Source organism: Actinomadura rubrobrunea NBRC 15275 (assembly GCF_001552235.1).
In the GTDB taxonomy this organism is placed as follows: domain Bacteria; phylum Actinomycetota; class Actinomycetes; order Streptosporangiales; family Streptosporangiaceae; genus Spirillospora; species Spirillospora viridilutea.
This window is the reverse complement of sequence record NZ_BCQU01000010.1, coordinates 15,586-34,844: the sequence shown is the minus strand read 5'-3', so window position 1 is coordinate 34,844 and position 19,259 is coordinate 15,586. Positions and strand designations below refer to the sequence as shown.

Below are 19,259 nucleotides of genomic sequence, written 5' to 3'. Positions count from 1 at the left end.
CGTGGGCATGAGAACCGTCGACGAGCATCTCGCGGAGATCCTCGGCACCGTCCGGGAACTCCCGCCGCTGGACCTGGCACTCCTGGAGGCGCACGGCACCGTGCTCGCCGAGCCGGTGTCGGCGCCCGTGCCGCTGCCGCCGTTCGACAACTCCGCCATGGACGGGTACGCGGTGGTGGCGTCGGACGTCGCGGGAGCCTCGCAGTCCGATCCGGTGGTGCTGCCGGTCGTCGGCGACATCGCCGCGGGGGACCCGGGTGTGTCGGCCATCCGCCCGGGACTGGCGGCGCGCATCATGACCGGCGCGCCCATCCCCGCGGGCGCCGACGCCGTCATCCCGGTGGAGTGGACCGACGGCGGCACCGCGTCGGTGCGCATCTCCCGGGCCGCGGCCCCCGGCAACGCCATCAGACGGGCCGGCGAGGACGTCACTGAGGGCCAGGTCGTCGCCGAGCCCGGCACCCGCCTGGGCGCGGCGCAGATCGGCATGCTCGCCGCGGTGGGCCGCTCACGCGTGACCGTACGGCCGAGGCCGCGCGTGGTGGTGCTGTCCACGGGCACCGAACTGCGCGAGCCCGGCGAACAGCTCGCACCCGGGGAGATCTGGGACTCCAACAGCTTCATGCTCACCCTCGCGGTGGCCGAGGCCGGGGGAGTCGGCTACCGGCAGGCCACCGTGGGGGACGACCCCGACAAGGTCCTGCGGACCCTGGAGGACCAGCTCACCCGGGCCGACGCCATCGTCACCTCCGGCGGAGTGTCGATGGGCGCGCGCGACGTGGTCAAGGAGGTGCTGTCCCGTACGGGCACGGTCGGCTTCCACAAGGTGGCGATGCGTCCCGGCAAGCCCCAGGGGTTCGGCCTCCTTCAGGACACGCCCGTGTTCACCCTTCCGGGCAATCCTGTCAGCGCGTACGTGTCGTTCCAGGTGTTCGTACGCCCCGCCCTGCAGGTCATGCAGGGCCTGCCCCCGGAAGGACTGCCGGTGGTGGAGGCGGTGCTCACCGAGGACGTCTCCTCCCCGAAAGGTGTGCGTCACTTCCTGCGGGGGAAGCTCAGCGCGTCCGAAGGCGAAGCGCTCTCCGTGGCGCCGGTCGAGGCGCAGGGGTCCCACCAGCTGGCCGCCTTGGCGTCGTCCGACGGGTTGATCGTCATTCCCGAGGACGCCGAGAGGGTGCCCGCCGGCACGCGGGTCGAGGTCATGAGGATGCCGTCATGAACATAGGCTCGGAGTTCACCCACCTGGACGCCGACGGCGCCGCCCGGATGGTGGACGTCTCGCAGAAGACCGTGACGGCCCGCACGGCCACCGCCACCGGGTTCGTCCGGCTGTCGTCCGCCTGCGTCGACGCGCTGCGCACCGGCGGGGTGCCCAAGGGCGACGCCCTCGCGGTGGCGCGCATCGCCGGGATCATGGCGGCCAAGCGCACCCCCGACCTGGTGCCGCTGTGCCACCCGATCGCCCTGCACGGCGTCGAAGTCTCCCTGGACGTGCGCGACGACGGGGTGGCCATCACCGCGACCGTCCGCACCGCCGACCGCACCGGCGTCGAGATGGAGGCGCTGACGTCCGTCACGGTGGCCGCGCTCGCCCTCGTCGACATGGTCAAGGCCGTCGACCCGGCCGCGGTGATCACGGACGTCCGCGTGGAGGAGAAGACCGGCGGCAAGACCGGCCACTGGCACCGCTGACGCCGGCCGCAGCCGAACCCCGAGCCCCCGGAAGCGTCCGAGGTCGGCGCCGGTCCGGCCGTTGAGGAGGCCGGACGGCGGGCATGATGAGAGCCGATCATGGCAGCCGACGGCGGCGAGGGGAGCGGGACGACGATGATCCGGGCGATGGCGGTCACGGTGTCGAACCGGGCGGCGGCGGGCGTGTACGCCGACAAGTCCGGGCCCGTGCTGGTGGAGCTGCTGGAGGAGCTCGGCTGCCAGGTGCACGGACCCGTCGTCGTCCCCGACGGGGAGCCCGTCGCCGAGGTCCTGCGCCGCGCCGTGGCCGACGGCTACGACGTGGTCGTGACCACGGGCGGGACCGGCCTCACCCCGACCGACCAGACCCCCGAGATGACCCGGCGCGTCATCGAGCGCGAGGTGCCGGGCATCGCCGACGCGATCCGGCTGGCGAACCGCGAGGCGGTGCCGACGGCGATCCTGTCGCGCGGCGTGGCGGGCGTCGCGGGACGCACGCTCATCGTCAACCTCCCCGGCTCGACCGGCGGCGTCCGCGACGGCATGGCCGTGCTGGGCCCCGTGCTCGAGCACGCCGTCGACCAGATCGGCGGGGGCGACCACCCGCGCCCGGCCGACTGACCGCCGGGCCGCGCGGAGGGACGGACATGTCGCACGATCAGGCTTCGCCATGACGACGCTGGTCAACGCGAGCCCCGTGCTTCCCGGCGCTGGCTCCGCACGGCCGCCGACCGCATCGCCGAGGCCGGCACCGCGCCCACGGCCCCGTCCGACACCGACTCCCGGGTCGCCGGGGCCGGACGCGTCGCGTTGATCACCGACGCGATGGCCGCCGCGGGCATGGGACGGTGACTACCGGCTCGGCGCCATACGTCCGCGTCCGCGGAGGCCGCGCCCTGTTGGCGGACGGGTCGTCCATCGCGGGCAGCGTCACCGACGTGGGCCTGCCCATCGAACAGGCCGCCCGGGCCGTCGCGCTCACCCCGGCCTCCTCGGCCTCGCCGACGACATCGGCTCGCTCGAACCCGGCGAACGCGCCGACCTTCTGCTCATGGACGACGACCTCGCCGTCGTCCGAGTGATGAAGAACGGCCGCCGGCTGTGATCAGTGTCACTCGACGGTGCGACGGGGGGTGATCCGGCCGTCCGAACCCCCGCGGACGCCTATGCTCGCACCGCCCGCCGCACGCCGATCACGGCGGCCGGACGCCCCGTCGGCGGGCGGTCCGGGCGGGCGGAGCGCAGTCCCGACCGCTGAAATGTGAGCGACAATTGATGGCGTCCGAGTCCGCCGCCGGGGAATCATGGAGCCGTGGAACGAATGCGGGGATGGCCGGCCACCTTGTCCGAGGGCCCGGTCGGGCTGCGCCCCCTCCGGCACCGCGACGCCGCGACCTGGCGGGACCTGCGGGTCCGCAACGCCGACTGGCTGCGTCCCTGGGAACCCACCAACCCCGAGACGCCGCTGTTCCGCAGCGGCCTGGGGCCCTACCTGAGCATGGTGCACACCATGCGCCGCGAGGCCAGGCAGGGGCTGGCCCTGCCCTGGGTGGTCACCTACGAGGGCCGGTTCGCCGGCCAGCTCACCATCGGCGCGATCGTGTGGGGTTCGGCCCGCTCCGCCCAGATCGGTTACTGGATCGACCGGCAGGTCGCCGGACGCGGCGTGATTCCCACCGCCGTGGCGCTCGCCGTCGACCACTGTTTCTTCACCGTCGGGCTGCACCGGCTCGAAGCGAATATCCGTCCGGAGAACACCGCCAGCCGCCGCGTAGTGGAAAAACTCGGATTTCGGGAAGAAGGAATCCGGCGCCGCCATCTGCACATCGACGGAGCCTGGCGCGACCACATCTGCTATGCCCTGACCGTCGAGGACGTGCCCGGCGGTCTGCGCGCCCGCTGGCTGGCCACGATGCGCCAGGAATTTCCCCGGTCCTCTTCCTCGTCCTGACCCTTGGCCGCGCGCTGACAATCCCCCGTCCGGGGTGTGTAAGAATCCTGCGAGCGGGAAGACTCGGCAAACGAAGAGTAACGGCGGGATCGATCTCGCGACACACCGCCCCTTATGCTCGTCAACGTCTGACACCGGCTCGTACCGTGCGGGGCGTGGCCCTGCTCCCGATGCACGTGCGCGTGCCGAAAGACGGCGCGCGCCCCCGGCGTGCCTTGCGGCGTCGTCGCCGGGCCCCGGTGGTGGGCCGGTGAGCAGCGCAGTACTCTACCTGGCCATCGTCGCGGTCTGGGCCGTCGTGCTGGTCCCGATGTGGCTGCGACGCGACACCTCGCGCCCGAAGAAGACCGACGAGATCACGGAGGAGACCCCCGTCGAGGAGGAAGAGGAGGCCCCTCCGCCGCGGCGCCGCCGGCGCACCCGCGCCGCCGTCATAGCCCGGCGCCGTCGGCGCACGTTCGGCCTGACGCTGCTCGTCCTGGCCTCCATCGGCGTCGCCGCCGCCCGCCTCGCCCCGTGGTGGGTCGTCGTGCCGCCGCTCCTGCTGTTCGCCGGTCACCTGGCCCTGCTCCGCACCGCCGCCCGCATCGACGCCGAGCGGCGCCGGGAACGCGCGGCCATGGCCGCCCGCGCGCGTGCCCGCGCCGAACGCGCCGCCCGGGCCGCCCAGACCGCGGGGCCGGACGCCGAGGTCATCGAGCTCGACCCCCGCGCCGAGGACGAGGTGTTCGACCAGTTCGCCGACGACCGCCGCGTCGTCGGCGAATGACGCGCCGTCTCGATGCGCGAACACCCCCAGAAGTTTGCTAGCCTTAACGCGTCCTCACGGGGCTGTAGCGCAGTCCGGTAGCGCACCTCGTTCGCATCGAGGGGGTCAGGGGTTCAAATCCCCTCAGCTCCACGCAGGTCAAAGGCCGGTCCCCATCGGGAGACCGGCCTTTTTGATCTTCGTACAGCAGCGAAGTACAGCAACGCCGCCTGACGGCTACTCGCCGAGCTGCTTGCCCAGCTTCCGCAGAGCCTTGCGCGGGGCCGCCGTCGAGACCTCGCTGTAGATGTCCATGGTGACGGCGATCTGGCTGTGCCGGAGGATCTGCATCACCACGCGCGGATGAACGTCCAGCGCCACGAGGAGCGAGGCGCAGGTCTTCCGGGTCACGTGGACGGGCACTCTGCGCACGCCTGCCCGGTCACATGCCGCCGCGAAGCTGCGGTTGAAGTTCCGCGGCTCGATGGGGCGTCCCGTACGGGTGGTGAAGACAAGGCCCGACTCCGTCCACTCGGTGGCGTTCTCGCGCGCCGTCTCCTGGTCCCTCCGGCGCTCCCGCAGCGCCGTGGTGCAGATGTCCACGAGGGGAAGCGCCGCGTCCGAGGCTTCCGTCTTGGTCTCCCTGTGGAGAAGTTGACCGTTGATCCGCTGGAGCTGCCAGCCGATGCGTATCTCCTCCGTCTCCAGGTCCACATCGGCCCACCGAAGGCCCAGCACCTCACCGCGTCGCAGCCCGAGAGTCAGGATGAGGACGTACGCGGCGTACAGCGGGTCTCGCCGCTCGCGAGCCGAGACCAAGAACTTGCGGGCCTCGTCCACGCTCCACGGCTTCACGCGCCGTTTCCGAGGCTTGGAAACGCGCAGCAGGGACGCCACGTTGCGGGGCAGGATCTCTTCTCGAACGGCGTTGCCCAACGCGGCCCGAAGGGTCGTCCAGGCGTCTCGGCAGGTCCGCTCTGAGGCGTACTGCTCGCAGCAGCGGCCCACAGCGCAGCACCGCTGCCTCTTCTCCTCCCGCCGCGCGTCTTTGCCCTGCGCGCAGCACTGGCAGGTCTCCCGCAGCTTGTTCAGCCAAGCCCGGACGTCGGCCACGGTGAGCTTGTCGAGCCGCTTTCCTCCCAGTGTCGGAACGATGTACAGCCGGACGAACATCTCGTAATTGGCCGCCGTCGCTGGGGCGAGCTCAGGCTTCACAACCTCGTTCAGCCAGCGCTCAAGGTAGGCCGCCAGAGTAGGGGTCTTGGTCGTCACCGGTCCCTTCTTGGCGGCCTCATGGAGCTTCAGCCACTTCTTGTGAGTTTCCTCACGGGTCCTTCCATATGCCCACTTGCGCGTGCGCTTGCCGTCCGGAGTGTTCACCCAGACGTATGCGGCGTAGCCGTTGCGGTAGGGGAAGATCGACCCTTCTCCGTTCGCCCGGCCACGGACACGCCGCCTGCGCTCGCGGCGGCCTTTCTGCTCATCAGGCTTCTCGGTCTTTGAGAGCTGGCTCTTGGTCATCAAGCTGCAACCCTTGTGAGCTGAGCGAGGTATTCGGCCAGCGCGTCGACCGGTACGAGGCGGCGGCGGCCGATCTTGACGGTGCGGAGCTGGTTGGAGCGGATGAGGTTGTAGAGCGTCCAGCGGCTCACACGGAGCCGTTCGGCCGCCTCGTCAACGGTCAGGACCAGTTCGGACAATCAGGTCTCCTCTCGGTCGCGGACAACGGGTTGAGCGGGGGTAGCGGTGTGCCGGTCAGGGCAGCGGTCAGCAGCGCTTCACCGGGGGTGAGGCCCTGCCCGAGGTAGCGCCAATGGGAGATCACGAGGACCTCGTCCTCGTCGGTCAGCGGCAGCCGCCCGGTGGTGGTCTCGTGCGCGCGCTGGTTGTGCTCGATACGGGCCCGCCGGAGTGCGCCGAGGGTGGTCGAGTACCGGCGGGACTTGGTGGAGAAGTGGCCGCGGAAGCCGAGCATGTGCGCCCACTCGGCAAGCCGAAGATCGGCCATCTCCGCCATGCGCCCCAGGCGCAGACACTCGGCGATCAGCCGCCGGGCGTGCGCCGAGACCGGGAGCGCGTCCAGGTTGTCGGTTGCGCGGATGCGGCGGTCGAGGGTGCCGGTGCATTCGGCGGCCTTGGTGGCGTACTTGGCGATGTAACCCGCCACCGTCCTATCCGTCAGCTCCCCGGTCGTGGTGATGGGGCGGACGTCGATTTGCTCACCCCAGGCCAGCGAACGGGACGGCATACCGGGCGCGTCGGGGGTCGTCACGGTGACGGCGCAGGCGGCCTGGTGGACGGCATCGGCCAGCACCTCGTAGCAAGCCCAGGCGGGCGGGGGCGTGGCCGGCCCCTGGGGACCGTCCAGGCGGATGACGGCGTGGAAGTGCACCACACCCCGCCGCTGATACTCGGCCACCTTGGCGAACGAGACGGTCAGCGTCTCGCCCAGCTCCCGCAGCGTCAGGCCCGCGGCTTTGGCGATTCTGCGGCGCAGGGCCATGGTGAACCTGCGCCACAGCTCGGGTGCGAGGGCGTTGAACAGCACCGAGCCGGTGTAGTCGTAGCAGTCGGGGCAGAGCGGTTCGCCCAGGCGCGGGTCGTCGGGTGCGTGCCTGGTGGTGCACGACAACATGCGGCCATGCGGGCATCGCCCTGCGTCGCGCCGAGGATGGCAGGGCGCAACGGCCCCGCCAGCAGCAGGGCGGTGGGCGTGGACAGGGCCGAAGGAGGGTGCGGTGAGGGTGACGAACGCCGCCGGATGCTGGGTAACCGATGCGGGGACGCCCTTGCCGCCCGCCAGGCCTGCACGCACCAGTTGGTAGGTGTCAGCCCGATAGATCTCGGCGCAGGCCGGACAGCGCGAGGCCCGGCGGGTCTTGCACGCCACCCGCAGCACCCCGCCCGGCTCACGCGCCGTGGAGTAGCGGTGCAGCAGCTCACCGGTCGCCCGGTCCCGGTACTCGACCGAACCGCGCAGGTGGATCGGCTGTGCGCATCCGCCGGTCGCTCGGGCGCGGGCGGCCCACCGGTGGAAGTCGGGGCGGTTGAGCTTGGCCGCCATGTCGCGGACGGCGAGCGGCGTCAACCACGCGGGTGTGTCGGGCACGGTGGAGCGTGTCTCCTTCCCGTTACAGGACGGGGTGAGGGGATGGCCCCGGGACGTGGCGCGCGTGTGCTTGGCGGCTGTGCGGCCACGCCCCGGGGCGGCCGTTTCACAGGGCAGAGGTGACCAGGGCGACGGCGTCGGCGAGCACGGCCAGGGCGTGGCCGATGGCGCCGGTGGTGTCGACGGCTTGGCCGGGGTGGCGCAGGACGAACAGCGCCAGGACCAGCAGGCAGACTGCGAAGGCGCAGCGGCGAAGGAACACAGCAGGTCTCCTGTGGCGGTGGCCGCTCATGCGGCGTCGTCGATCTGGTTGCGGATCTGGCGGAGCAGGTCGGATGCGAGCTGGTTGGACACGCCCAGCCGGGCGCGCAGCGCGTCACGGGTGATCGGCCGCCCGTGCGTGGCCTGGTGTTCGGCGGCCACTTGCCGGGCGAACTCCAACAGCGGCCCCGCCGGTGAGGAGGACCGGCCACGACGGCCACTGGGAGCAGGCACCGGAAGCGCCGTCTGACCGCCGTTGTCCTGCGCGCCGTCTTCCTGGTCTTCGCCGTCTTGACCGCCGTCCTGGTTCCTGTCCCGGGTGTCGTCCTGATCGGGACCGGATGCCCCAACGACCGCCAGGCCAGGACGGGCAGCGTCGCCACCCGTCGAGTCCGGGGACGAGGAGGACGACGGCGTGGACGGACGCGCGGACGAGCCGGACGAGGACGGGGCGGACGGGGACGGTGTGGAGGACGGGCGGCCGAAGGACGGCGGGGCGGACAGGACGGGCGTGGCCGCTGTGCGTGCCCGCGCGCCGGCCAGGGCGGCGCGGCGTTCGAGCATGGACACCGCCACCAGGAACGCGGCGGCCGGAGTGGCCGCCGTGATCCACCCCCACGCGGACGGTTCGGCCTGTGCCAGGTTCGCCGCCAGCGACAGCAAGATTCCGCCGACCAGGACGATGGTGGGCCATGACAGCCGCCCGGTGGGGCGGCCGGTGCGCTTGTCCCGCTGCCGCTCTCGCGCGGCCATGACGCAGGTCAGGTCGATGCACACCGCGACCGCCCACGCCATCCAACCGCCTTGCCCGTGTTCGATGGCGGTGTCGCGGATGTGGGTGAACGACCCGGCCGCCGCGATCCCCGCGAGCACGATCACCGGTCCGGAGTCCGCGACCGCGCCCAGCAGCCGACTCACGCCGCCCGCCCTCCGGTGACAGCGGCCAGCAGTGCCGCCAGCTCGGTGTCACACCTGTGCGTGGCGGCCCAGTCCTCGACCTGGTCTATGCGGGACGAGGTGAAGGAGTCGGCGCACCGTCCGCACCGGGCGACGTGCAGGCCCGGGACGGCGTCCCACTCCACCGTCACCGGTGCCCAGGACGAGGACGGCCGGGAGGACGGGGCGGGACGGACGGCCCGGCGGGGACGGGACGACAGGGCAGAGCGGGGACGAAGGACGGTCAGGCGTGTGGTCATTGAGCAGTCTCCATGGGTTTTGGGCATGGGTCGGGTAGGGACCTGGCACGGAGTAGGGCTCGCACCGAGCCACATGGGGAGGGGGAGGGGTTATGCCGCGTCAGGCATGTCCGGTCGCAGGTCAGTGACCGAGGACGAGCCGGTCACCTCGGCCCACGAAGGGGTCAGGTGGGCGTGGTCGCGGGCGGCTTGTTCGGCGTCGGTCTCACTCACATACACCGACCGGGCACGGTGCCAAGAGCCGTCCTGCCCGGCCACCACGCACACACCGGGCGTCTCCGCCGGGATCCCCCGCGCCGCCTCCAACGCGGCAGGGTCCATGTCCCCCAGCGTCATGCTCGCCGTCTCCGGGTCATTGACCCGGTGGCACACCCGCCCCGACAGCTGGGCGCGCAGCGCGGTCACCCCGGGGCCGAGGTCGGAGCCGATACGCTGCCCGCACACGACGAGGTGGACGGCAAAAGCCCGGCCCAACTGCGCCACCCGCAACAGGGCGGTGGACGTCTTGGCGACCTCGTCCTTCTCGCTCTTGTCGGCCATCAAAAACAGCTCGGCCACCTCATCCACCAGCACCACCACCGGCACCGGCCGCAACTCCCCGGGGAGCGTCCACACGTTCCGCGCCCCATGCTTGCGGCACAGCGCCATGCGCGCCTCCAGCTCGGCCACCAGGCCGCCGAGCAGCTCGACGCATTCGGAGCGGGTGGTGGCCAGCGCCGACAACCGCGGCGCATACGGAGTGAACTCCACCCCACCCTTCAGATCGAACCCGACCAGCGCGACCGGCTGCGGCGCAAGGCCCTTGATGATGGCGTTGGCCAGGTTGGACTTGCCCGACTGCGTCGCCCCCGCGATCAACCAGTGCGGCACGGTGCGCAGGTCGATCACCCAGTCGGCGCCGTTCTCCAGCTTCCCCGGCCGCACCGTCAACAGCCGATCGGTCACCGGGGACACGGTCACGTCGGTGAGGGGGTCGCGCATGGTCGCCCACAGCGTCACCACCCCCGGCCGCACATCCACCACCCGCACCGAATGCACCCGCCAGGCGTGCGCGATCCCCTCAGCGGCCCGCTCGTAGTCGGCGGGCACCTGGCCGTCATGCAGGCGGACCCGCAGCCGCCAGCCCAACGCCGTGGGCCGCAGGACCCCAAGCCGGGGAGCCCGCTCAACGTCCACCCTCCGCATACGCCGCTTCTGTTCGACCACGGTTGCGGCACCACGGGCGGCGGGGCCGACGACGGGGACGGCGTCCAGGGTCCACCGCCACCGCCGCCGGCGCCGCGTCAACCCGCACCCTGCGGCCACATGCCGCCAGGTCAGGTACACCAGCACCGCACGAGCAGGGAAGGCGACGCCGTACCAGAACGAGGCGGGATGCCAGCGGCGCCAGGCCCAGAGCCCGGCCGCCGCAGCGACCAGGCCCCCGACCACCACAATCAGCGTGTCGTACACCGCGCCCTGCCTCAGGCCGCCGCCGACACCGACCCGTCACCCGGCTCCGGGACGGCGGTGGGAGCCTCGGGGACGATCTGCGCGGCCCGGTAGGCGATCCCCCACCGAAGCCGCCCGCCGAACTCTCGTTCCCACGGCGACCCGACCAGGCCGACCGGCCGGACCACCTGGCCCACCGTGATGTCCGGGACGCCCGACACCGCCACGGTCAGCAGCTCCACCCGCCCGGACTCATCGGCTGCCGACAGCCCCACCGTGAACACGGTGTTGCCGTCCCGATCCACCCTCACCTCACCCGTGTCCTTGTTGATCACCTTGGGACGGGGCGGGGAGACGCACACGAACGTGAGTGCCGACACGTCTACCGGGATGTTGCGCATGAAGCTCCTCCTGTTTTGTCTATCCCCCTAGACAGTGCGCAGGGCGCTGCGCAGACCTACTGTCTAGGGGGGTGTACAGACCAAGGTAGCTGCCGCCCAGGCGGCTGTCTAGGGGGGTGTACAGATTCGTGTCGCTACCGGCGAACGGCCCAGTAGACGGCGCTGGCGTCATCGGAGGCCTTGCTACGCGGCCACCGTGCGCCGTTGGGGTCGGAGGCTTCGGCCTCACGGGTGCGGACGATCAGCTCGGCGGGCCCGTCCTTGCGGAGTACGGCCAGCAGGTCACGCCAGCTCATGACGCCGAATCGGTCGACGAGCCGAGTGGCGCCATCGCTGAGCAAGACGACCGCGTCCAGGTCGTCCAGCGGTACCGAGCCCACGAGCGCCTCGTGTGCCGCCTCGGGCTTGGTGCTGGCGACCCAGAAACCGCCGGGTTGGTTGCGGTAGGCGTTAAGCCGTTCGACCCGGGTGCGCATGTCGGCCGCGTGTTCGGGCGTCCCCAGCGGCGGCCGCTCGGCGGCCGGGTCGTTCACCTCGCGGTACACCTCGGCCAGCCGATTGTCCGTGACGACGGTCGGTTCCCCGTCGGCCTGGTCGAGGACGAGGACGGAGTCCGCCAACACCAGGTACTCCAGACGGTCGGCGTATGCCCGGGCCAGGACGACGGTCGCCGAGGGGGAGCCGGGGTGCCGAAGGTCGCACGCGTCCCCGTGCAGTGCGTTGACGCGTTCGATGCTCACCGCCAACGCCTCAGTCAGGGTGACGTTCGGATCAGCGGCGGCGCCGAGCAGCAGGCCGCCGAGGTTGTGCGCGTACCACGCCACCGAGTGCGAACAGCCGGAGGGCAGTCCGGCCGGGGCGCCGGCACCGTCGATGACGACCGCAAGGCCGGGTGCTGCCGCCGCGAAGTCTTCGTTGTCCCGCTTGGGGTTTCCTGACTCGCTGGCGAGCAGCACACGCATTCGGCCTCCTGTCAGTTGTCCTCGTCATGCCGATAGATCGGCGTCAGCAACTCCGTTCGCACGGGCTCGTGGGTGTCCGGGTCGTACTCGGTGCCGATCACGACCGAGAACCGGTCAGTGCCCACCTGCCCCCACAGGCTGCCGATCTCGTTCGTCAGCAGATGGACCACACCCAGTGACCCTTCTGGGTGGATGCCCGCGATCGCCAAGAACGTTCCCTTGCCATCCGGCCGGGGGAGACGCCCCAGGTATCCCACGTCGTACGGGCGCCGCGGCTGCTCTTCTTGGCCTGACCGGTACTCGGTCCCGCTTCGGGTGTCGCGCAGCAGCCAACCTCGCTCGTCGCGGTCCCAGGCGATGACGGGGTCCTTGTCGTAGGCGTCCCGCATTGCAGGCGACATCCGAGGACCGCAGATCACCAGCATGCCCGGCCGGTTCAGATCGATCTCGCCGTCAAGCGTCACGTGGTCATAGCTGACCGACAGGTCGAACGTCCGGGCCAGCTCCTCCAGCCGCTTGCCGGTCGTCAGGTCGTCCAACGCGACATACGTCCGGTCGCTCGCCGGGTCCGGCCGCAGCGGCGTGACCACGATGACCTCGCCCGAGCCGAGGAAGGCGCCTTCAGGCGCCGGCCCCGTGTGCCGGATCTGATGGATGCGCCCTCGGCTCAGCCCGGCGGCCTGCGCGATCTGCGCGTACGACATGCCCTGCGCATGCAAGTCCTGGATCAGCCGCCGCCGGAGGCGGGCAAGCTCGGTGACCTCCTGCTGGGCCTCCGCCAGGCGCTCGGTCGCGGCGCGCAGCAGCTCAAACGGGTCTTTGATCTGCGCGATCCGCTCGAATTCGCCTGGCATGACGCCTCCTCTGGTGCCTCTCAGCGAGTCTAGGACCCTAGACACCCTGCCGGAAAGCTCACGCCCGGTCGATGAGCTCACGGTACGCAGGCGTCGCCGACGACGCGGAATCGGCGGGCCGCTCACACCGACGCCCCGACGACGTCCGCCCAGACCCGGCGCCCCACTCGCACCATCTCGGAGCCCCACGTCTTGGAGACGGCCTCAACGATGAACAGGCCACGACCGTTCACCGCGTCGGCGTCCACAGCTTCGAAGCACAGCTTCGGCCTAGACGGCGCCCCCATATCGACGACGCCCACCAGCACGCGCCCGGGGGACACCTCCAACTCCAGGACGAACTTGCCGCCCACCTCTCCGCTGGCCGTGTGCTCCACGGCGTTGGTGCACAGTTCGCTCACCACCAGTACGGCTCGATCGGCCAACTCTTCGGAGACACGGCCACTGAGGAACGCCCGAGCGAACGCCCGAGCGGCGCCGACCGACTCAGGTCGGCCTTCGAACAGGCGAGACAGACGCCTCACAACGACCACCGCCCATGTGCGTCTAGGGGGCTATACGCCACGCGGAACACGCAGCGTATGTCAGACGCCATGGTCTATTCAATGTGTTCACTGAATAGATCTGGTGATCTCCTCGACCTCACGCGCGGCCCGCTCGACCAAACCGCGCGCTTCATCCCCGAACACCGCAAGCCGCTCGTACCGCTCGAAGATCTCGGCGTACCGGTGCACCTCGGCCGTATCGGTCAAGGTCAGCTCACGCGTGAACGTCTCCACCGCCACCGCCGCATCCCCCAAGACCGTGAACCCATGCAACGGCACCAGCGGCCAAGCACCCGCCGAACCCGGCACAACCCCAAACCGGACATTCGGCCGCTCCGCCACCGACAACACATGCGCGAACTGCCCGGCCATACACGCCCCCGAGCCCGGCCACGTCCGCAACACAGCCTCAGCCACCACGAACGTGAACCGTCGACCCTCATCCCCCAGCAGGGCCGCCCAGTCCGCCGCACCGCCACCGGCTGCCACCTCGGCCTCGGCCACATACTCCGCCGTTCGCAACGGCGCCGGCATGACCAAGGCCCCGAACACCCGTACCGCCGCCACACTCCGCGCCAGCTCCACCGCGGCCCCGGGCCGGAAGGACGCACCCGCATCCACCCGCCGCGCCGCGGTCTCCGCATACGCATCCCGCACCAACGCGGCCAACCGCTCAGCCTCCGCCCCCTCCAACCCAAACGCTGCGAACAGCCGCAGCACCACCTCAGGGTCAGAGACCCGCTGCCCCGTCTCCACCCGAGACACCGTCGGCTGAGGAACACCAGCCCGCGCAGCCAACCGCACACCCGACAGCCCCGCAGCCGTCCGCAGCCGCCGCAGCTCCCGGCCGATCTCCCGCAACCGCTCCTCACCCATAACTGAGCGTTCTACCACCCGCACCCCACAGGATCAGACAGGCTCCAACCAGCTTTGACGTGGGACCGACCTTGTAGATCACTCTCGGTGCCATCCGCGTAGATGCGCTATCGGATGGCGATCGTCCTTGGCAGGCGAAAACGCGTCTTGCCGGAAGCCAGGGCCCGCCGCGGCCACCGCCGCGGCGGGCCCTGGCAACAGGCGAGAGAAGACAGCCCCCCTGGGTCGGGGCTGTCTTCTCTCGCGCAGAGCTGCTTCTTGAGAATGAGTAAGTTGCTATCCCCCTCGGGGTGATGAGCCTGTGGACTGCCCGGCTGCGTGCCTGGGGACTCCATGGCGGCACCCTCTTCCCCGGCCCCGCTGACCTGGCGACTGGCCGCATCCTGCCACCGCGTTCTAGGCGGTGCTGGCCGCCCGCCGCGCCGGAATCAGCGTGCGCCGAGCCGCCTAGCTGGGCGGCGTGGCGCCGTGTCCACCGTGGCGACATGGGAAAAGGTCGACGCCGAGACCCGTGGCCACGGAATGGCCACTTGAGGCGAACACCTAGGCCCAGAAGGCACATGACTACATCACCGGGCAGAGCGGCGCTCGCAGCGTCGGCCTGCCGGAGGGGGTTGGTGTCTCTGGGGAGGTTGGCATCTCTGTCGCTTTGTTACTTCGCGGGGAGAATGAGGCAGCTCAGCCTCTGCCGCCGTCTGGCGGGCCGACTATCGTGCTGTCTCATCCTCTCCGATCGGAGCATCCGCGCGATCGCCGGATGGTCCGGCAGGGCGACGGCCAGGCCCGAACTGGCCGTGGAGAGGAGCACCCAGTACGTGGGTGAGCTCAACAGGGGACGGGACGACGGACAAAGCCGCTACTGGCGCATCCGCATCGGCCTCGAGCTGATCAAGACGGGGCTGTGGGTGGCCATCCACTGGCTGCGGTCCGGCGGACCGTTCGGTCCCCTCCTCTAAGGGGACCAGGGGCCCCCATCCGGAAGACCTTGGCCAAGTCGAGCGGGATGGGGGCCCTTCTGCGTCTGTGCCCAATCTGCGGCACACGCCCAACGGGTTAGGCCTAACGCGTTAGGCATATGCAGGTTAGACAGCCTAGGACACGTCGACCTGCTGCGCCTAGTTCAGCAAGACCGCTATTCCCCCAGGAGGAGCACCGTTGGCTCCCGCAGGTCAGCGAGCTGGATGAGAACTTTCTCTACGTCTTCAAGGGCGCCCCGCTCCGCGGGCCGCCGGCGGCCGCCCGCCCCGGCGCGCCGGGCATGCGGCCTCTCCGGTCCGGTCCCGCCGCGCCGGGCCGGTCGTCCGTGGACGAGAGCAGGCCCATTCACGACGCCGAACGCTCATCAGCGCACTACCCGATGGTTGAGCGAGCGCGACTCTGGGGGCTCCACCGCCCCCAGACCCCCACGCCCCGGAGTGCTCATTCGCGCGATACTGTCTGTCACACCTTGCGCGCCGTTCGCGCGAATGAGCACTCCGGCCCGATCTGACGGCGGTCGGTAATCGTCCTTCTTTGTGATCACTCCAGGCAGCCCAGTGTCCAAGGGCATGCCCTAAGCGCGACGTCTACGGGCCGATGAGAGGCATGCACCTTAGGGCACGTCGCGATCGATGTGGGTCCGGTCGGTTGCTGGGAGAGCGTGGCCGTTTCCGAACGGTGAGATGTGTGCCCTCGGTCGTGGCGTTGTCGTATCTAGCGCGCATTGTGACGTTGAGTGTTGTTTATCCGGCACAGTGTGATAAGGCAGGCGGAGGGGCTGGCGGATATCTGCGAACGTGGCGCATCGAGAAGCAGCCAGTGCTTAATCCCGCGCGATTCCTCTGGTGCCGTCGAAGCTGGGAGGGCTCTTAAAGATCGCCTCGTCGAAGCTGGCAGGGCTTTTGAAGGTCGTGCCCTTGAAGCTGGCGAAGTCCTCGAAGGTCGCGCCGTGGAAGAAGGCGAGCTCCTCAAAGGTCGCGTCGTCGAAGAAGGCGAGCCTCCCAAAGGTCGCGCCGCCGAAGTTGGCGGGGCGCTTGAAGGTCGCTTCGTCGAAAAAGACGAGCTTCTCAAAGGTCGCACTGCCGAAAAAGGCGAGCCTTTCAAAGGTCGCGCCCTTGAAGCTGGCGAAGTGCTCAAAGGTCGCGCCGCCGAATCTGGCGGGGCTCTCAAAGGTCGCGCCGCCGAAGTTGGCGGGGCGCTTGAAGGTCGCGCCGTGGAAGCTGGTGGAGTTCTCAAAGGTCGCGCCGTGGAAGCTGGCGGTGCCCTCAAAGATCGCGCCGTCGAAGGAGGCACTGCGTACGGTGCAGTTGTTCAGGGCGAAGTCGATGAGGGTGGCGTGGGTCAGGTCGAGGGTGATGCCGGTCCAGGGCACATCGGCGTCGGATTGCAAGTGGGTGTGCAGGATGCGTTGTGCGGTGAGGCGGACCTCGCGTTCTTCGTGCGGATCGGGAACGCTGGGCGGGGGTTCGGGGACGAGAACGAGGCCGGTGCGGGCGGCGCGGTAGCGGCGAGCCGCCTGACGCTGCCTGTCGTCAGCAGGCTGATCGGCGGGCGGGATGTAAGGCATGCGCAGGTATGCGCAGATGATGTTGACGATCGTCTGCCGGTGCCGAGGATTGTCGTTGGCCAGCCGTTCCAGCGTGTACAGCGCGGTGAGACGCACCGGAGCCTTGTCCGACGCGAGCTGCTCGGCGGCGGCGTTGTACAGCTCGGTGACCCGCCGCTCGGCCGCGTCATACTCAGTGTGCGCCTGGCGGCGGAACGCCAGCATCAACCCGACCGCGGCGCCCGCCCCCGCGCCGGCGGCCAAACCGGTGCGCACCGCCTCCACACGCACCCGGGCACGATCGGCACCGGAAGCCCCAGGATCGCGGTCAATTTCGTGCCCGGTGGTGTCCAACAGCCACCCGGTGGTGAACCAGATCGCCGCCGCAGCCGCGGCGCCTGCCGCCGCCATCCACAACCAGGCGGCCAATGACCACCCCCGCCGCCAGACCCTCGCCCATCGCCGCGAGATCCGCCGCCACATCCACGAGACACGCTGCCATACCCGCCAGATCCGCGACCCCCGCCGCACCCCTACTCGCACCGCCACCATTCCCATCAAGAAACCATCCGGCCAGGCCCGCATTGCGCGGCCCTTCGCCAACAAGTCATACGACGTACAGCCGCGCACTGCACTCGATGGCCACAATGGGCTACAAGGCAGTCACTCCGCCCTACTCGGGCCTGTCCCGGTCCAGCACCCCTGGCGGCTCGGTTTTGGATATGGGCGTCGGTTGACAGCAACCGTCGCCACCAGAACCAACCACCAGCGCATCTCAACCATCGTTCGACCTTGGCCGATCCCCAGCCAGTCGGATGGTCGGTATTCCTGAAAAGCGGGAGGTCAAGGCGTTGCGCTGGTTGAGGTCGAAGCGCTGCCTTGGGGCTTCCGGTGCTCGCTTCGCAGCGCTCCGGGTCTGCTTGCCCTCGGATTGTGCGGGTACAGTCGCTGGTCAAAGGAAGTTGCTGTACAGCAAACAAGTACAGCAACGCACCCGCACTGAGACTCACGCAGGCTCACGGCGACACACGTCATGACCTAGGCTTGGCTGCGAGAGCCCATGATCGCCGGTAGTTCGCATCGAGGGGGTCAGGGGTTCAAATCCCCTCAGCTCCACAACGGACGAAGGACCAGCGTGGTCGCGGCCGACACCGCTTCCACCTGGTCCTTCGTCGTCTCTACCGCCGAACGGCCCCGGCGCTCGGCACACAAAGCCCCGCCTCTTCCTGATCTCCGTACAGCACGAAGTACAGCCACGCCGTGCGACTCAGGCGAGCCGCTTGCTGAAGTTCTGCGCGGGCCGGTTGATCTTGGTTTATGTCACTCGGCGGCGGTGGGGGAGCGGAGCGGGGTCAGGCGCGGCTGCGGCCTACGTAGATGTCGCGTGCCCTGAAGTAGGTGTCGGAGGTCGGGCCGGGCGAGCCCGAGGAGCCCTCCATCTGCAGGTTGATGATGATCCACATGGGGTGGCCGACGAAGCCCGCGCCTCGGTGTTGGCCGACCCACGTGCCGTCCAGGTAGTAGTGGATGTCCACGTCGGTGGCGTTGACCTTGGCGATCCAGGCCCGGTACTCGTGCCAGGCGCCCGGATTCGACACGTCGACGATCGTGTTGGACCAGCCGCCCGAGGCGTTGCGGTAGGTGTTGAACCAGTTCCGCGTATCGCCCTTGTATTCGAGGATGTCGCTCTCCGGCGGCCAGCTGTCGGCGCCGGTCAGCCAGAACGCCGGCCATGTGCCGCGCGCGGACGGCGCCTGGAACCGGCCCTTGACCTCCCAGTTGGGGAACTGGTCGTTCACCAGCACGTGCTCGCGGGCGTGGACGGCGCCCGAGTGGTAGCGGATCGGCAGGTGCGGGTCCGCGGAGCTGTTGCCCTCGTCCCAGGAGATGCGGGTGGCCTTGAGCACCAGGACGCCCGAGCCTTCCAGGTAGACGTGGTTGTGGTCGGACGGGCTGCCGTACATGCGGGCGCTGCCGTTGTGGTCCGCCCCCCAGGGGTAGCGGTAGTTCCACGCCGCTTCGAGCGTCGAGTAGCTCGCGAATGAGCCGGAGATGACCGTCTCCCAGGCGGCGGCGCGGGCGGACGGGACACGGCCGAGGGCGGCGCCCGCAGCACCGGCGGCGCCCGCAGCGAGGAAGGTGCGTCGGGTGAGGGCCATGATTGCGCTCCTCCGATGACACGAGGCCCGCGGACGACCCGCCCGAGCGGGGCCGTCGGCGCCGCCGACGCTATCGGCGCGGTGCGCGGCAGTGAATCCGTTCTTTCACGCCTTTCCGGCGCCGGCGTCCGGGGAGAACGTCGGTCACGGCGTCGTCGACAACGGGGAGCGCAGCCACTATGGCGCGGCCGCTGTCCGACCTCGGTCGGGGTGCGAGGGGCGGTCACCGGTCCAGGTCGCTCGCCACCAGCGCGGCGAGCTCGTCGAGCGCGGCGTCCGCGCCGTCGCCGTCCGGCGCGGTGAGGACGACCTCGTCGCCGTGCCGCGCGTCCAGCGTGAGCACCGACAGCATGCTGCGCGCGTCGACGGCGTCCCCGCCCGGCTTGGCGATCGTGACGCGGACGGGCAGGCGCGCGGCGGCCTGGGCGAACACGGCGGCGGGGCGGGCGTGCAGCCCCACCTTGGATCCCACGCGGACGCGCCGTTCGGCCATGGAACACCTCCTCGCATGGGCGGGGCGCCCCAGGGAGGGGCGCCCCGCAGGGGGACG

At 70.2% G+C, this 19,259-nt stretch carries 22 protein-coding genes and 1 tRNA gene; 8 read left to right on the top strand and 15 right to left on the bottom strand.

Annotated elements, in window-relative coordinates:
- Window positions 1–7 precede the first annotated feature (7 nt).
- The 7 genes from glp (at window position 8) to AR3_RS04850 (ending at window position 4,544) form a co-directional block, all read left to right on the top strand.
- Window positions 8–1,219 (top strand): molybdotransferase-like divisome protein Glp, encoded by a 1,212-nt coding sequence (gene glp / locus AR3_RS04880; protein WP_067909059.1) that lies wholly within the window; start codon window positions 8–10, stop codon window positions 1,217–1,219.
- A complete protein-coding gene (gene moaC, locus AR3_RS04875; protein ID WP_067909056.1) occupies window positions 1,216–1,692 on the top strand; it encodes a cyclic pyranopterin monophosphate synthase MoaC in 477 nt (158 codons plus the stop codon). The genes glp and moaC overlap by 4 nt, the downstream gene beginning before the upstream one ends.
- 99 nt (window positions 1,693–1,791) lie before the next feature.
- Window positions 1,792–2,313, top strand: a complete 522-nt coding sequence (locus tag AR3_RS04870; RefSeq protein ID WP_067909053.1) for a MogA/MoaB family molybdenum cofactor biosynthesis protein — start codon at window positions 1,792–1,794, stop codon at window positions 2,311–2,313.
- A 317-nt stretch (window positions 2,314–2,630) separates the two neighbouring features.
- Entirely contained in the window at window positions 2,631–2,774 is a 144-nt protein-coding gene (locus tag AR3_RS04865; RefSeq protein ID WP_157406614.1) for a hypothetical protein, read from the top strand.
- Between the two features lie 239 nt (window positions 2,775–3,013).
- A complete protein-coding gene (locus tag AR3_RS04860) occupies window positions 3,014–3,643 on the top strand; it encodes a GNAT family N-acetyltransferase (protein WP_067909047.1) in 630 nt (209 codons plus the stop codon).
- A 250-nt stretch (window positions 3,644–3,893) separates the two neighbouring features.
- Window positions 3,894–4,412 (top strand): divisome protein SepX/GlpR, encoded by a 519-nt coding sequence (gene sepX / locus AR3_RS04855; protein WP_067909044.1) that lies wholly within the window; start codon window positions 3,894–3,896, stop codon window positions 4,410–4,412.
- A gap of 58 nt (window positions 4,413–4,470) precedes the next feature.
- Window positions 4,471–4,544: transfer RNA gene (locus AR3_RS04850), tRNA-Ala, on the top strand.
- 84 nt (window positions 4,545–4,628) lie between these two features.
- Here AR3_RS04850 and AR3_RS04845 read toward each other — a convergent pair.
- The 12 genes from AR3_RS04845 to AR3_RS04800 all read right to left on the bottom strand — a co-directional run bounded on the left by AR3_RS04845 (window position 4,629) and on the right by AR3_RS04800 (window position 14,026).
- Window positions 4,629–5,912, bottom strand: a complete 1,284-nt coding sequence (locus AR3_RS04845) for a tyrosine-type recombinase/integrase (protein ID WP_083950938.1) — start codon at window positions 5,910–5,912, stop codon at window positions 4,629–4,631.
- Window positions 5,912–6,091, bottom strand: coding sequence for a helix-turn-helix domain-containing protein (locus AR3_RS04840; RefSeq protein WP_067909040.1), 180 nt, complete (start codon window positions 6,089–6,091; stop codon window positions 5,912–5,914). Before AR3_RS04840 ends, AR3_RS04845 begins: the two co-directional genes overlap by 1 nt.
- Window positions 6,073–7,500: a replication initiator gene (locus AR3_RS04835; protein ID WP_313819583.1), complete on the bottom strand. Its 1,428-nt coding sequence runs from the start codon at window positions 7,498–7,500 to the stop codon at window positions 6,073–6,075. Before AR3_RS04835 ends, AR3_RS04840 begins: the two co-directional genes overlap by 19 nt.
- A gap of 106 nt (window positions 7,501–7,606) precedes the next feature.
- Complete coding sequence (locus AR3_RS30995; RefSeq protein ID WP_169803785.1) at window positions 7,607–7,762, bottom strand: hypothetical protein; 156 nt, start codon at window positions 7,760–7,762, stop codon at window positions 7,607–7,609.
- Window positions 7,763–7,788: 26 nt separating this feature from the next.
- Window positions 7,789–8,679 carry a DUF2637 domain-containing protein gene (locus AR3_RS04830; protein ID WP_067909037.1) on the bottom strand — a complete coding sequence of 297 codons (891 nt, stop codon included), beginning with the start codon at window positions 8,677–8,679 and terminating at the stop codon, window positions 7,789–7,791.
- The gene (locus tag AR3_RS30270) at window positions 8,676–8,957 is read right to left on the bottom strand and encodes a hypothetical protein (protein ID WP_146150239.1); all 282 of its coding nucleotides are present in this window, start codon (window positions 8,955–8,957) and stop codon (window positions 8,676–8,678) included. The genes AR3_RS04830 and AR3_RS30270 overlap by 4 nt, the downstream gene beginning before the upstream one ends.
- A gap of 90 nt (window positions 8,958–9,047) precedes the next feature.
- A complete protein-coding gene (locus tag AR3_RS04825) occupies window positions 9,048–10,409 on the bottom strand; it encodes an FtsK/SpoIIIE domain-containing protein (protein WP_067909034.1) in 1,362 nt (453 codons plus the stop codon).
- An 11-nt stretch (window positions 10,410–10,420) separates the two neighbouring features.
- Entirely contained in the window at window positions 10,421–10,789 is a 369-nt protein-coding gene (locus AR3_RS04820) for an SCO3933 family regulatory protein (RefSeq protein ID WP_067909032.1), read from the bottom strand.
- Window positions 10,790–10,923: 134 nt separating this feature from the next.
- Window positions 10,924–11,751: a protein phosphatase 2C domain-containing protein gene (locus tag AR3_RS04815; RefSeq protein ID WP_067909029.1), complete on the bottom strand. Its 828-nt coding sequence runs from the start codon at window positions 11,749–11,751 to the stop codon at window positions 10,924–10,926.
- A gap of 11 nt (window positions 11,752–11,762) precedes the next feature.
- On the bottom strand, window positions 11,763–12,605 hold the full coding sequence (locus AR3_RS04810; protein WP_067909026.1) for a sigma-70 RNA polymerase sigma factor region 4 domain-containing protein: 843 nt from the start codon (window positions 12,603–12,605) through the stop codon (window positions 11,763–11,765).
- Window positions 12,606–12,727: 122 nt separating this feature from the next.
- Window positions 12,728–13,129, bottom strand: coding sequence for an ATP-binding protein (locus tag AR3_RS04805; RefSeq protein WP_083950937.1), 402 nt, complete (start codon window positions 13,127–13,129; stop codon window positions 12,728–12,730).
- Window positions 13,130–13,216: 87 nt separating this feature from the next.
- The gene (locus AR3_RS04800) at window positions 13,217–14,026 is read right to left on the bottom strand and encodes a Scr1 family TA system antitoxin-like transcriptional regulator (RefSeq protein WP_067909020.1); all 810 of its coding nucleotides are present in this window, start codon (window positions 14,024–14,026) and stop codon (window positions 13,217–13,219) included.
- Window positions 14,027–14,841: 815 nt separating this feature from the next.
- Here AR3_RS04800 and AR3_RS30265 point away from each other — a divergent pair.
- A complete protein-coding gene (locus tag AR3_RS30265) occupies window positions 14,842–14,982 on the top strand; it encodes a hypothetical protein (RefSeq protein WP_157406612.1) in 141 nt (46 codons plus the stop codon).
- A gap of 845 nt (window positions 14,983–15,827) precedes the next feature.
- Here AR3_RS30265 and AR3_RS04790 read toward each other — a convergent pair.
- The 3 genes from AR3_RS04790 to AR3_RS04780 all read right to left on the bottom strand — a co-directional run bounded on the left by AR3_RS04790 (window position 15,828) and on the right by AR3_RS04780 (window position 19,202).
- Window positions 15,828–16,979, bottom strand: coding sequence for a pentapeptide repeat-containing protein (locus tag AR3_RS04790; RefSeq protein ID WP_146150238.1), 1,152 nt, complete (start codon window positions 16,977–16,979; stop codon window positions 15,828–15,830).
- Window positions 16,980–17,902: 923 nt separating this feature from the next.
- Entirely contained in the window at window positions 17,903–18,709 is an 807-nt protein-coding gene (locus AR3_RS04785; RefSeq protein WP_067909011.1) for a family 16 glycosylhydrolase, read from the bottom strand.
- Window positions 18,710–18,932: 223 nt separating this feature from the next.
- Entirely contained in the window at window positions 18,933–19,202 is a 270-nt protein-coding gene (locus AR3_RS04780; protein WP_067909008.1) for an HPr family phosphocarrier protein, read from the bottom strand.
- Window positions 19,203–19,259: the final 57 nt, after the last annotated feature.

Bases quoted from the DNA above. Each gene is read 5' to 3' on its own strand.
- AR3_RS04780 (WP_067909008.1), bottom strand. From the start codon at position 19,202: ATGGCCGAACGGCGCGTCCGCGTGGGATCCAAGGTGGGGCTGCACGCC.
- AR3_RS04785 (WP_067909011.1), bottom strand. From the start codon at position 18,709: ATGGCCCTCACCCGACGCACCTTCCTCGCTGCGGGCGCCGCCGGTGCT.
- AR3_RS30270 (WP_146150239.1), bottom strand. From the start codon at position 8,957: ATGACCACACGCCTGACCGTCCTTCGTCCCCGCTCTGCCCTGTCGTCC.
- AR3_RS04870 (WP_067909053.1), top strand. From the start codon at position 1,792: ATGGCAGCCGACGGCGGCGAGGGGAGCGGGACGACGATGATCCGGGCG.
- AR3_RS04845 (WP_083950938.1), bottom strand. From the start codon at position 5,912: ATGACCAAGAGCCAGCTCTCAAAGACCGAGAAGCCTGATGAGCAGAAA.
- AR3_RS04815 (WP_067909029.1), bottom strand. From the start codon at position 11,751: ATGCGTGTGCTGCTCGCCAGCGAGTCAGGAAACCCCAAGCGGGACAAC.
- moaC (WP_067909056.1), top strand. From the start codon at position 1,216: ATGAACATAGGCTCGGAGTTCACCCACCTGGACGCCGACGGCGCCGCC.
- AR3_RS04860 (WP_067909047.1), top strand. From the start codon at position 3,014: ATGCGGGGATGGCCGGCCACCTTGTCCGAGGGCCCGGTCGGGCTGCGC.
- AR3_RS04810 (WP_067909026.1), bottom strand. From the start codon at position 12,605: ATGCCAGGCGAATTCGAGCGGATCGCGCAGATCAAAGACCCGTTTGAG.
- AR3_RS04820 (WP_067909032.1), bottom strand. From the start codon at position 10,789: ATGCGCAACATCCCGGTAGACGTGTCGGCACTCACGTTCGTGTGCGTC.
- AR3_RS04800 (WP_067909020.1), bottom strand. From the start codon at position 14,026: ATGGGTGAGGAGCGGTTGCGGGAGATCGGCCGGGAGCTGCGGCGGCTG.
- glp (WP_067909059.1), top strand. From the start codon at position 8: ATGAGAACCGTCGACGAGCATCTCGCGGAGATCCTCGGCACCGTCCGG.